This is a genomic window from Halocatena pleomorpha (assembly GCF_003862495.1).
Lineage (GTDB): Archaea > Halobacteriota > Halobacteria > Halobacteriales > Haloarculaceae > Halocatena > Halocatena pleomorpha.
Genome location: NZ_RRCH01000002.1, coordinates 37,402 through 49,555 on the forward strand (window position 1 = coordinate 37,402; position 12,154 = coordinate 49,555).

Annotated in this window: 10 protein-coding genes and 6 pseudogenes; 8 read left to right on the forward strand and 8 right to left on the reverse strand. The window is 55.9% G+C overall.

Annotation, left to right across the window (positions count from 1 at the left end; translation table 11 throughout):
- Positions 1-4: 4 nt before the first annotated feature.
- Positions 5-907 carry a cation diffusion facilitator family transporter gene (locus tag EIK79_RS00380; RefSeq protein WP_124953185.1) on the reverse strand — a complete coding sequence of 301 codons (903 nt, stop codon included), beginning with the start codon at positions 905-907 and terminating at the stop codon, positions 5-7.
- Positions 865-1,913 (reverse strand): annotated as a pseudogene (locus EIK79_RS00385) (IS630 family transposase). The gene EIK79_RS00380 and the pseudogene EIK79_RS00385 overlap by 43 nt, the downstream one beginning before the upstream one ends.
- Positions 1,914-1,972: 59 nt before the next feature.
- On the opposite strand from EIK79_RS00385, the gene EIK79_RS00390 reads away from it, so the two are divergent.
- Positions 1,973-3,541, forward strand: coding sequence for a transposase (locus EIK79_RS00390; protein ID WP_124953186.1), 1,569 nt, complete (start codon positions 1,973-1,975; stop codon positions 3,539-3,541).
- Between the two features lie 383 nt (positions 3,542-3,924).
- Here EIK79_RS00390 and EIK79_RS00395 read toward each other — a convergent pair.
- Positions 3,925-4,146: pseudogene (locus EIK79_RS00395) on the reverse strand (recombinase family protein); the annotation flags it as partial.
- 267 nt (positions 4,147-4,413) lie between these two features.
- Between EIK79_RS00395 and EIK79_RS00400 the strand changes: the two are divergent.
- The 4 genes and pseudogenes from EIK79_RS00400 to EIK79_RS00425 form a co-directional block, all read left to right on the forward strand.
- Positions 4,414-4,971 carry an HD domain-containing protein gene (locus EIK79_RS00400; protein WP_124953187.1) on the forward strand — a complete coding sequence of 186 codons (558 nt, stop codon included), beginning with the start codon at positions 4,414-4,416 and terminating at the stop codon, positions 4,969-4,971.
- A gap of 303 nt (positions 4,972-5,274) precedes the next feature.
- Positions 5,275-6,081: a hypothetical protein gene (locus tag EIK79_RS18585; protein WP_233737812.1), complete on the forward strand. Its 807-nt coding sequence runs from the start codon at positions 5,275-5,277 to the stop codon at positions 6,079-6,081.
- Between the two features lie 128 nt (positions 6,082-6,209).
- Positions 6,210-7,040 (forward strand): annotated as a pseudogene (locus EIK79_RS00420) (type IV toxin-antitoxin system AbiEi family antitoxin domain-containing protein).
- A 5-nt stretch (positions 7,041-7,045) separates the two neighbouring features.
- A pseudogene (locus tag EIK79_RS00425) lies at positions 7,046-7,291 on the forward strand (nucleotidyl transferase AbiEii/AbiGii toxin family protein); the annotation flags it as partial.
- 289 nt (positions 7,292-7,580) lie between these two features.
- Here the strand turns inward: EIK79_RS00425 and EIK79_RS00430 are convergent.
- The 4 genes from EIK79_RS00430 to EIK79_RS17815 all read right to left on the reverse strand — a co-directional run bounded on the left by EIK79_RS00430 (position 7,581) and on the right by EIK79_RS17815 (position 9,749).
- Positions 7,581-8,459, reverse strand: a complete 879-nt coding sequence (locus EIK79_RS00430; protein WP_124953188.1) for a class I SAM-dependent methyltransferase — start codon at positions 8,457-8,459, stop codon at positions 7,581-7,583.
- Between the two features lie 7 nt (positions 8,460-8,466).
- Positions 8,467-8,838: a hypothetical protein gene (locus EIK79_RS00435; RefSeq protein ID WP_124953189.1), complete on the reverse strand. Its 372-nt coding sequence runs from the start codon at positions 8,836-8,838 to the stop codon at positions 8,467-8,469.
- 62 nt (positions 8,839-8,900) lie between these two features.
- The gene (locus tag EIK79_RS18590) at positions 8,901-9,161 is read right to left on the reverse strand and encodes a DUF411 domain-containing protein (protein ID WP_233737813.1); all 261 of its coding nucleotides are present in this window, start codon (positions 9,159-9,161) and stop codon (positions 8,901-8,903) included.
- A gap of 96 nt (positions 9,162-9,257) precedes the next feature.
- Positions 9,258-9,749 carry an alpha/beta fold hydrolase gene (locus EIK79_RS17815; protein ID WP_233737814.1) on the reverse strand — a complete coding sequence of 164 codons (492 nt, stop codon included), beginning with the start codon at positions 9,747-9,749 and terminating at the stop codon, positions 9,258-9,260.
- Positions 9,750-10,043: 294 nt separating this feature from the next.
- Here EIK79_RS17815 and EIK79_RS00445 point away from each other — a divergent pair, with 294 nt between their 5' ends.
- Positions 10,044-10,616 (forward strand): hypothetical protein, encoded by a 573-nt coding sequence (locus EIK79_RS00445; protein ID WP_148094116.1) that lies wholly within the window; start codon positions 10,044-10,046, stop codon positions 10,614-10,616.
- Positions 10,617-10,731: 115 nt separating this feature from the next.
- A pseudogene (locus EIK79_RS19140) lies at positions 10,732-11,294 on the forward strand (DUF2891 family protein).
- A gap of 374 nt (positions 11,295-11,668) precedes the next feature.
- Here the strand turns inward: EIK79_RS19140 and EIK79_RS00455 are convergent.
- Positions 11,669-11,808: pseudogene (locus EIK79_RS00455) on the reverse strand (AsnC family protein); the annotation flags it as partial.
- 132 nt (positions 11,809-11,940) lie between these two features.
- On the opposite strand from EIK79_RS00455, the gene EIK79_RS00460 reads away from it, so the two are divergent.
- On the forward strand, positions 11,941-12,138 hold the full coding sequence (locus EIK79_RS00460; RefSeq protein ID WP_124953191.1) for a heavy-metal-associated domain-containing protein: 198 nt from the start codon (positions 11,941-11,943) through the stop codon (positions 12,136-12,138).
- Positions 12,139-12,154: the final 16 nt, after the last annotated feature.

Genomic DNA, 12,154 nt, shown 5'->3' on the forward strand with positions numbered 1-12,154 from the left:
TAGTTCATGCAGGCGAGGTTACTGAATCATCAGCTTCTTTCCATTCACCGAGTCCAGCGGGATCAAGATGGACGTGGACGTCTGAAACTGATTCGACCTCGCGGACGCGTTGGCGAAGATCTGATTCGAGATCGTGTGCCTCAACCACAGTTAGATCTTGGTCTACTTCAGCATGGAACTCAACCTCGACCATGTGCCCGGAGTAGTACGCGACGAAATCGTGAATCCCGTGAACGGCAGAGTGCTCTCGAATCTGCTGTTTGATTGCTTCCTGTTCTGATGCGGGAGGTGCACTATCGGCAAGGTACTGAATATTCTCACGAGAGATGTCTACTCCTTGGTGGATGACGAGCAGACTCACAATGCCGCCCGCAATCGGGTCGAAAATAGGGTAGCCGACGGCCATACCCAGGACGCCCACAAGGGCTGCACCTGTGGTATAGAGATCATTGAGGCTGTCGGCGGCAAGCGCTCGGAGACTCGGTAGCTGGAGTTCTTGATTCTTGTATTGCGTATACCAGTAACAGAGATACATATCACCGAGTGCGAACAGGAGTCCGAGTACGAGCCAAATACTGTACTCGGCAGAGACACCAGTAAGAATCGAGTGAGCTGCATCGTACAACAGTTTGAGTCCGAGAAGAACGAGAACCCCACCAACGAAGAGCGCAGAGAGCGGTTCGAACCGATTGTGTCCGTGTGGATGTGAGTCATTAGCATCATCGAAGGCGGATCGGCCCCAGATCAAGACGACACCGCTTGCGAGAAGGTCAGCGACGGAGTGCGCTGCGTCAGCGGTGAGTGCGAGGCTCCCGGTGAGCAGTCCGAGTGTGCCCTCGACACCGATTTTGAGGGCATTTATACTCAGAGACAGAGATATTGATAGACTCCTGGTGGACTGATTGATTCAAGCGCTGTCCAGACTGCTGATCGGATCTCAGCACAACTGCCGAAGTAGCGGTTTCCTAAGGCAAGTTTGAGCCGCCGCCAGTACTCTTCGGTTGGGTTCAGATCCGGCGATCCAGTCGGAAAATACACCAACTCGATCGGTTCATCGGCGACGAAGTCCTTCACCGCCGCAGCGGTGAAGTACGTCGCCTGATCCAACAGGACGACCAGCTTCTCGCCGAACTCCGCTTGGAGATACTCCAGAAAGCGGATCGTCACCTCACCGGTGAACGATCCGCCACACTCCAGCACCGTCGTTTCCCCGTACTCAGTGATTGCTCCCAGCAGATTGACGCCCTCGCGAGAGGCCGACACGCCCACGGTCGGCCTCTCGCCAACCGGATACCATGCCGCATAGAGATCCGCTCCAACCGCTTTCCGCGTCTGGTCGATCGTGACGACCGTGGCGTCCTCGTCACGGCGGCCTCCTTTTTTTCGACTGTCTCTTCGAACTCTTCGCGTTCGTCTTCATCGGCAGAGGCCGGCTCCGGCCGGGGTCTCTGCGGCGAGACCCCGGCCTTGTGCATGAGTCGGCGAGTGTGACGGCGGGAGAAGGCGATGTCGAACGCCTCAATGAGGTAGTACTGAGCGAGAGCTATACTCCACGCTGGGTCGTCGTATCCAACGTCTTCAGGAGGTTCATGGAGTACAGCCCGAAACGCCTCGAACTGTTCGTCGCTGAGTTGGGACGGTCGTCCGGGGCGAGGTTTGTCGTAGAGCGCGGCGTCGAAGCCGCGCTCTTCGAAGCGGTTCAACCAGTTGTAGACGGTCTGGCGGTCCCATCCGTATTTGGCTTCAATATCGGCCGGCGAGAGACCTTCCAGATACTCGCGAGCAGCAGTGAGCCGTTTGATCGCCTTCGATCTGTCTCGTCCGCGAGTTGCTCGCGGACTCGACGTTTCGTGAGGCCAGGAATCTTGTTCCCTTCCTTGGCCATATCGGCGACTAGTTCGCTGGCGTATCAAAACTTCCGGCCTACAGTATAGTCAAAATCAGATATGCCAAGTACAGATACAGAGTTACCATGTATTCTGTAGATGCTTGGGATCCGATACTTAATGAAGCATGCGACCGACTTGAAACGGCTCCAACGCTCGTCGACTTTGTGCGAGGGGTGAACGTTGCTCGACTGCTCCGCAACACAGACGATAAGCGCTTTGAGGCGTTTACGTACGACGCTGTGCCAACCGTTCATGCCTTGTTCTGCCGCGAGCTCGTTGGGCTCTCATGGAACGGCCTCTACGAGTTTCTCTCCACCGAGGACCGAGCAGTTCGCCTTGGGTTCGATCCCACGAAATTCGGTCCCTACAATACGGCCCCAACCCGCCAAACACTCACGAAGCTCTGGGATCATGACCTCTCAGATGACGCCAAGCGAGCACTCCTCTCACTAAGCGAGCGACTCGTCGATGCCGCCTACGAGAACGATGACGCTCTCGATCTGCGCCCACCACGGCATGTCGACGAGACGAAGTCAGATCTCCGGGAACGACACGTCGGTGAGTTCTCCGATGAGCAGATTCGGAGACACGTCCGGCACGCTCGGAACACTATCCTCGGAGCATTCGACTCCGGGCGCGCAGCGAATACGACGTATCCCGATAGCCGATTCGATGAACTCCAGGCACTGATGGCGCTGGGTGGCTGTGGCACGCCACAGGGCCAATCACGAATGGAGAATTTCTTCGGCGACGGCTACACACCCCATGGCGATACCCACCTTCGAACGGTCAAGAACTATTCCAAGAAACAGATTCAAGCGGGCTTCGAGCAGTCGATCGAGAATCTCCTTGATACGGTGAATCACCTCCAGATCCTCCAACCGCCCGTCACTGTGGCCATCGACATTACGACGTGGCCCTACTACGCTGAGGATGAGCTTCCCAGAGAGGTCAGCGGGACCGATGACTCGGGAGAAAGGGCCTACAAATTCGCCACCCTGTCACTGGTGGGCAAAAGCATGCCCATCGTCCTGGCGGTCGAGCCGGTGATAGAAAGCTCAGCGTGGGACGAGAATCTCCCCCATCAGTACCACCGAACGGTCCGACGGCTCATACGACGCGCCCAAGCGTTCGTGGCGATTGATCTCGTCCTCGCAGACCGTGGGTTCGAATCATTGCAGGTCTACCAAACCCTGAACAACCTGGGTGTCACTTATCTGTTTCCCAAGACCGAACGGGAGCCCGAAGCAGCGTACATCGAGCAGATGGAACAGGAGGACGAAGACGTCGCTGTCGAACAGGTGACGGTGAAAGCGAGAAATGGGAGCCATGACTGTCGAGGACTCTTCGTCCCGAATGAAAACGGAGACATAGGTGTTCATCACGAACGAGCGGATCAACGACCCCGAACACGCACAGCAGTGGGTAAAGTGCTACGCGGCTCGCTGGTGGATCGAAGCCGAATACCGCTCGATCAAACAGGAGTTCCTCGCAAAAACATCTCCGAAGGATCATACGCTGCGGTTCTACTATTTCGTGTTTGCCATTCTGATGTACAACGTCTGGCGGCTCACCGATGTCCTCCTGAAAGCGTCGGTCTTACGGAAACTGACGACCACTCCACTAGTCCTTACTGCTGGGGAACTCGCTGACTGGGTTACCATTCACCTCCAGTTGGGCCCTGGCTAGGCGGCCACTCTCCCAGTCGGGAAAGAGGTAGATGGAGCGACAGCTTTCTCTAACTATCTCCAATATGGAGATTGACACCGGAAACTGTTTGGGTACTAACTCAATTCCTGATGCATCTATTCTGACTGCTTTATCTCTACGATTGAAAAGAGAACAAAAGTTGCTGAGGTCCTTGTCGCGTTTACACTCCGAAGTTGGGGTACCTCAACTTCGGAGGGTGGATTTCTGTAAACTCCTTTGTATCGATGCGATCGATGTGAAATTTGTACGATTATGCCACGAGAAGACTTCTATCAGTATGCTACCCGATCAACAGTACTATGACGAGAATTCCTGAGTAATCAATCTACTCGATGGTCCAGTCAGCAAGTGCTGCAAGCGGCTTCTCGCCAGCTTTGACCTTCGCACGTTCGATCTGCCACTGATCGTTATCGAACGAGACATCATAGTTCGCTTGGGTTCGATCGAGGATGCTCCGCATCTTCGAGGGCGGGATCTCGAAGAAGTCAGCCGTTGCTCGTTTCTCACGGCCCTTCCGGACTTCACGAATGAAATTCTGCGCCCGGACGGGTACAGGACGACTGGATCGCCTTCGCAGCCGCACTACTCATGTCGCTCAAGACGGAGTACCGCTGATGATTTACGGAAGGACAAACGCTTCGAGACGAGGTTGAAGATGACATTGCACAGCTCAACAACGCCCAATTAGGTCGATTGGATCGGTTGTAAAGCATTAGTCACTGCTTGGAAACTACTCGCTTTGTCCTTGCCTCTCACAATCCTACCGGAATCTTGGTTTCGGACTCAATATAATGGGTCCGGCCGTTTCGTCGGTATGGATCACCATCATGAAGCTGTCGAACAGGCTTTTCCTGAACTGGCAACAATCGAGAGTGATGATCTTCGTACAGGTGTCCGCGAGGCGTGGGCTATTGCGATGGCTGACAACGATATCGACGATTTAGAAACTGTCGCGTGGTTCCCGCCAGTCCAACGAGGCCTCGGTTTAGCGGATGAGCTACTGGTTCCGCACATTCGAGACGTGACCCAAGGAGCAATCACATTTGCAGAAATCCTCCAAGAGCGACGCTCCATTGACCTCTCTGTCGATACTCTCGTGGCAGGTGCGTTGGTTCATGATGTGAGCAAACTCTATGAGTTCGACGGCATGGAACCGACCAGTGTTGGAGATTTGCTCGGCCACCCTTACTACGGAGTGTACGTCGTCGCGGCAGTTGGGCTGCCGGTTGAACTCGCACATATCGTGTTGTCACACACTCACCGAACGAGTGTTGAGCCGGCAACACTCGAAGCTGCGATCATCCGACAAGTCGACAATGCAGCGGCTACTGCCATCCGTTCGCAAGCCGTCACCGATCTCAGAAAGGTGTAGACTGGCCAACGACACGAAACTATTGCTGTTTACCCTTCAACGCTGCTCGCTTCGAAAAGCTCGTCATGTTGATAACAGATCGCTTGTGACTGTCTTGTCTGATGAGGACCATATCGTCACTGACCTCCCTATCGAATCTCAACCGTCTGCTGTCAATTCTGATGGGTTCGCCGTTTTCTGATGAGCTCGACGAGGCTAAATCCATGAAGGAGGTCACAGAGATCGCTGGACAGTTTATCGTCGAACAGTAACTCCACTCAAGCCGTTCTACAGTTGAGTATCAAGCAGTCATGCAACCGTGACATGTATCATGAGGCCATGCAGCGCTTGCTTGCGTCAGATGAAGATCTTATCCGGATCGGTCGGGTGTTGATGGATCGGGAGTTCGACAGGCAGCACGTCCTCGAAGCGATCAGCGAGCGTGGGCACGATTATCTCGTGCCGGAGCGCAAACGGACCAGCAAGAAGGCAGTTGCCAGCCGCATGGAACAGCACAATGTCAAGACAGCGGTGAACGAGCGCGGACTGCATCTCGGCAACAATGAATGGCACGACACCATACTGCTGCATCTGCCGAAACGGAACTTTAACGGAGACATCGAAGAGGGGCACGAACGCTACGTCGTCTTCATGTCGTCGGAGCCTATCCATGGGTTGGTCGGCGCGCACATCGGCCTCTACAATGACCGCCAAGAGATCGAAGCTGGGTACAAACAGGTCGAGCGCTTCATGGCGAAAACGAGGACATCATTCCCGAGCAGTCCTTCAGCATCGGTTTCCTGCAGGGTTTTCTCTGCAAGCGGGGCCGTTCGTACGCCGGTCGTCGAGGCGAAAGCCCGGCCGAACCAAGCCGATCTCGCGGTCACGCTGATTCACGAGTACGCTCACGCACTGCTCCATTTCGATGTCGACGACGAGGCCGAACGGTCGAAACGTGAGGTCGAAGCAGAAGCCGTCGCGTACATCGTCGGTCGGTTCCTCGGCTTGGATACGAGCGGGTTGGCGTTCTATCTCGCCGCGTGGCAGGACGACGATCCCGGGATGATTCAGGATCGTCTGGGCCGGATCAGTTCGACCGCTCAGGAGATCATCGACGTCGTCGACAACTAGGTCGGATTCCCCCAACTTAACCAACAACCGGAGCCTCCGCTCCACCGCTGTTGGATAACTCATTCAGCACTAGCCGTCCAGCACAGGCGAAACCAATCCATTTCACATTCTATGTAGAAAACGCAGGTATGAGTGCCATAGACAAGACACAACGTAAGCGGACAGGGCTTTCAACCCGGGAGAGTCGCCTGTTATCGCGATTGGCTTCGGAGGACCGCCAGATCATCGCGATCGACGACACCGAAACGACACTAAACGTCGTCCCGAACGCGGCCTGAGAGATCGCCTCACGACTGGCCGAGAAGGGCTGACTCGACCGACTCCTCCCCAGACGGTATCTCATCATCCCGTTGGCCGCTGGCGAGAACGCTGTGTACACAGCGCACGAATACCTCATTGCCGCGCACGTCGCCAACCCGATGTACATCGGCTACTACAGCGCGCTCAGCCATCACGGGTTGACTGAGCAAGTCCCCCGAACGGTCTACGTCGTCACGCCGACCCGGGCCCAGAACCGCGACATTCACGGCGTGCCGTATCGCGTCACGACGGTCACCGAGCGGAAGTTCTTCGGCTACGAGCCAACCTCTATCGAGGGAACGACGGTCCACGTCAGCGACTTGGAGAAGACGCTCGTCGACTGTGCCGACCACCCCGAATTCTGTGGCGGGATACAGGAACTCGCGACCGCGATGGTCGCCGCCGATGAGCAGGGCTGCTCGTGGCCGACGGTCGGGGAGTCTCTCGAGCGCCTCGACAACGGTGCCGCAACCAAGCGCATCGTCTACCTCGCCGACCAGATCGGCATCGACCTCCCGACCCGCGAGACCCTTGTCGACTCGTTCACGAGCGGCTACTCCCTGCTCGATCCAACGCGTCCCGAGACAGGACCCACCACCAGTGAATATCGCCTCCGAATCAACATCGAGCCAGACACGCTCGGGCCGACGGAGTCCTGATCGCAATGCTCAGCCGGAATCGACTTCGCGTCCTCGCCCGAGAGCTGGGCGTCCGGCAGGGATACGCCGAAAAGGATTATGTCAATTTGTGGCTCCTCTGGGGCATTTACGCGAGCGACTACGGCGACAATCTGCTGTTCAAGGGCGGCACTGCGCTCAGTAAGCTGTACTTCCCACGATCGTGGCGGTTCTCCGAGGACCTCGATTTCAGTGTTGAGGGGCAGTATCAGGGGTCGAGCCGCGCTCTCCGAGGTGGCCCGGGTACTGAAGCTAGGAGGCGAGTTCCGGTTTCTCGAACACGTCCACGGCGAGGGTGCGATCGGAGTCGTCCACGACGTACTCGTACCAGCGTGACACACCGTCGCCGGTGGTTGTCACCTGAACCGCCAAACAGACGAGTTGTTTCGAGACGACGATCGATTCGAACTCGTAGATTATACACGGCTGAAGGACATCACGCAGGTCGTTCCAATCGTCCGTGGGACGCTCAAACTCCGACGTGAGGGTTTGATGCTTTCTCGTTTCGTGTGAGCAGCGAAATCAGAGCGCCTCCGTTTTCGCAACGAGGATGACGTGCTGTAGGAACGGCAACGCGCGGTGCGCGGCCTTCACCTGCTCGGTAATCGTTGGATCGAGGTCATACGCTCCTAACAGTCGTTCGAGGAGCGATCGGATAGGACTCCTGAGTAGCTGAAGGTACAGCGAGGTCCACTTCCGGAACCGCCCGACGCTGTGTCCCGTGATGTTCTCGACCGTCTCTAGTTCGAGATTCGAATTATCGAGAGCCGCCTTGTACTGCTCGACGGTCCCAATCGACGGCATATCCCACGCGTCTGCAAACGAGTCGACGACCCTTCGTTCCGTCTCGCTCACGTCGGACTGCATCACAAGATCGGAGAGGACGAAGACCCCCTTGGGTTCGAGAACATCCGCGACTCTAGCGAAGACGCTGTTCCGGTCGGGGAGATAGACGAGGGCGTCGATGGCTGTGCACGCGGTGAACGAATCTGCCCTGAAAGGGAATTGCGTGGCGTCGCCGACAACGAACTCGGTCGCGACGTGCTTTCCGTGTGCGTTCTCGGTTGCCCGCTCGATGTTGTACGGAACGAGATCCAATCCGGTAACCCGGAAGCCGAACCGATCGGCGAGGTAGAGCGCTGGACCACCCCGACCACAGCCAATATCGAGAAGTCGCATTCCGTTCGTTGCGGGTAGGTACGACGCGACCCTCGAGCCGACTTCCGTGACGAGCCGGCGCTGACTCGCTCCAAAGACGTGTGGTTGATACCACTCCGAGTAGCCGAGATTGAGAAACTCGTCGGTCTCGAGCAGGAGGTCGAACGCCCGCCAGATGTCGGCTCGTTCGCCGCGGTAGGAGAACTGATCGATGATCCGCTCGCGGAGGGGGTTCTGATCCATAGAAGACCTACTCGAGTTCGGAGACCTCCGAATAGCAGTACTCGGATTCGTCGCAGTACGCAAGGTCGGCACACCCGCGGGGGCGTTGGTAGTTAATTCCCTTGTGTCGTCGGAGATACGTTACGTAGCCGTCGTCAACGCGGTCCAAGATGTCGTGACAGATCCACATTTCCCCGAACCAAGTGACGCCTAGATTCCGGTATGGGCACAAAAAGATCGTCCGTTCGACTGAATCGACCTGCGGCATCTCGACGATCCGGACGCCGACGAGGCGGTACGCGACACGAAGTCGCTTGACGATCGATTCCGGTGTATTTGCGCCGACGAAGAGAACATACGCGATTGCGTATCCGAGGTCGTGGAGGAGTCGTCTAATCATCGTTCAGACCGTCGTCTGCCGTCCCAAAGAATCTTGACCAGTTGCTCACTCGAGTCAGGATCCTATATTTCGGCATACACGTCACCCGTCTTCCCGCCACTGAGTGCGTAGACGATGAACGAGTCGGACTTCATCCCGCCCATTCTCAGCGACACGGCCGGCATCCCGGGCAGCGCGATGCCGTCGATAGCCGACTCTTCCTCAAGCATCGTCGCGATGACCTCGGCCGGAACGTGTCCTTCGACGATGTACTCGTCGAGAACGAGCGTGTGACAGCTTTGTAGTTCCGAGGGAATGTTGTGTCGCTGCTTGAGGGCAGTCACGTCCTCGGCCTCGGTTTCTCGGAGCGTCGTGTCGAGATACTCCCGCAGGTACGACGCGTACAGACTGCAACAGTTACAGCCCGGCGAGCTGAATTGCTAGGCGTTCGTTACTGATAGCGTCTCTTCGTGGAAGCCGACGTTGTAGGCTAACTGCCGAATGAGCGCGTTGTTCGCGAGTATCTTATAGCGTCGGAGTGGGAGAAATATCCGCAAGAGCGGTTTCTCCCACGCAGGAGTGAGGTCATGGTTGCCCCCAGCGTGTAACACGAGCCCAGCCGTCGGATGGCGCTTCGCGTACTCGATAGCGAGGGCGATACCGTAACTGTGGCCGTGGATGATCGGATTTGTGATGCCGAGTTCATCAAGGAGATTCACGAGGTCGACCACGTGCCCAGAGAGGGACTGCTCTTGCCGCGTCGTCGAGTATCCGTTGCTGGCGAGCGCATACGTGGCCAACTCGTGGTTCCCCTCAAACGTATCTAGTTGTAGATACGGGTTCAAAAGCGACCCGAGACCACCGTGGACGAACACGATCGCCGGGGCCGGCCCGGAGAGGTGAAGTGTCTCCAATTCGACTGATTCCGGCACCGGAACGGGTGTCGGTTCAGGGAACGTTTTGCGAACGTCGTCTCTCCGTCCTCACGCGTCTCGAAAAAGTGCTGGTAGATGCTGGCGAGGCGAGTCAGCTAGCGATATTCCCTCTATGTTATCAACTATTATATTTATACATACCAATTACCACTATTTATCGAAATAATTATCATTGCTCAAATCCCAAATACAATTGCTGATTAGTTACCCATGATAAACGATTCCGGGAATTCTCCTAACGGTAACGTAGCACAGCCCCCCACGCTGGAAACAACCGAGTCTGACAGTTCGATGACCCAGCCATTGAGCCGGCGGCGATTTGTGAAGACAGTGTCGGCTGGAGTGCTCGGCGTGAGTGGGGTGGCTGTGAGCACTGACACTGCGCGCGCAGCGACCAATGTTGTACGCGTTGAAGGACAGACTGACGGCGAATGGCACAACTACGAACTTGTGTTCGCTGGCAAGGTTTGGGAAGATTCTTCCTCGAACGACGTGGAAAACGGTGATAGTGTTGATTATGACGACGGATACGTCTCTGGCTCTGTCTTTGGAGCGAGGAACTTCGATTCGTATGCCCACACGGGATATTTAATCTATGTGAAAGTTGACGGACACATCCGGTTTCACAGCACCGATCCCACCGCCAACGGTTTTATGTCGGTAACTGGTCTGACTGGGTGGTCAGACTATGATATCGATTCGAATGGGCTTATCACGCCGGATGGCAATCTTGAGCAAGGGCAGGACGGCGCGACCTACGGGGGCGCATACGGTTCGGTCTTCGAGGGAGGGGAGGATTACTACTCTCGCGAAGGCGATATCATTGGCATCGAAATCAACGGGCACGCAGAGATGAGTCTGTAGCGCTGTAGCCGCGGATTACCGCTGTCGGGTGTAATTGGTGGCCCAACCAGCATTGAGTCTCGGTTCACCACGGAAAACGTCAGCCAAGAGGTCGCGTATTTCGACGGAGCACGAGATGTTCGAGAAGCCATACAGCTGGGCATGTCTCCTGCATCTCGCATCGGAACTCCACCTCTGGGACGACGAGCGTGCCGACGAGTGGAAATCGATTCTTCAGCCTCTCGAATCCAGGATACGAGAACTCGTCACCTCCGAATTTCTGCCACAGGACCGCCCGTTCAGGGTCGCCACGCACCACAACTCCGCTTTTGCGTTGCACTGTATTCTTGACTACGCCGAACAATAGGCCAGTCGGAGCTTGAGTCAGCTGTTATCGACACGGCCAGACGGTTCTACGGGGATGATAGGGACTATCTGGTCGAGTACAAGCCAATCGGGTGGGATTTCATCTCACCGGCACTGACCGAGGCAGACTTGATGCAGTGGGTGCTCAACCCCGATGAATTGTGGATGTGGACCAATGCGTTTTTCCCAGATATGACTACTTTACCGTACGACTCGCGCTTCTTCGTCCCGCTCAAGTGGATACAAGCTCTAAGGGGATGTTGCACTTCATCTGGTAGGGTTGAACGTGTCGAAGGCGTGATTACTGGCAGGACTCGCCTCTGCCCTCAATGACTACCCATTCGTTGATATCTTCGAAAAGTGCTGAGACACACGCTGAACGCGGTATCGTGCAGGCGTTTACTGATGACTACGCAGGAACGCATTGGCTGACTTCACATGAACTATATTGTTGACAAAATCGAAGATGGCATTGCGCCTGAGTGACAGACCTACGCTCTGTGTCTATCGTTCTGTACTCTCTCTAAATGGCGACCCACAAGAGACCGATGCACGCTGTGTATTTATCACGTCTTCGTGAACTATCCTCAGTTTTGGCAGGGTTAAAACAGTATATTAACATATCTATTTATTATATAATATTAGTACTACAGAAATGAAATAAAGGCACGCAACAGTTCCGTCCTCCGAGATCGTGGCCACCCCTCCATCTTCAGCAGTCTCGCTACCCGATCCGACACGGCCGGTGCCGAGAGACCGACGGCACCAGTGATGTCACTGCACGGGCGACGAGCGTTCGACATCAGGAGTAGGAGGTCTCGAGATCGGTTTCGTCGAGGTCGCGCATAGTGGTACAAACGGCGGCGAATGACTAAACCATCCCGGCGGGATACGCTTAGCTTCTAAACTTTGGGATGTCTACGACCCACTAGTTCAAAGGGAGAATCCGCATAAGAAAGGGGAGCGTATGTATTCATGGATGTCAACTACCATCACCGTCGAGGGAATGACCTGTGGCCACTGCAAGCAGACAGTCGAAGAAGCGCTACGGGAGGTAAGCGGTGTGACCGACGCGACTGCCGATCGAGAGGCCGAACAGGCGAACGTCGATGGAGCCGCTGACACCACAGCACTCGTTCAGGCCGTCGAGGACGCTGGATACACGGCCCACGCCTGAAGCCCTGTAGCCGCAA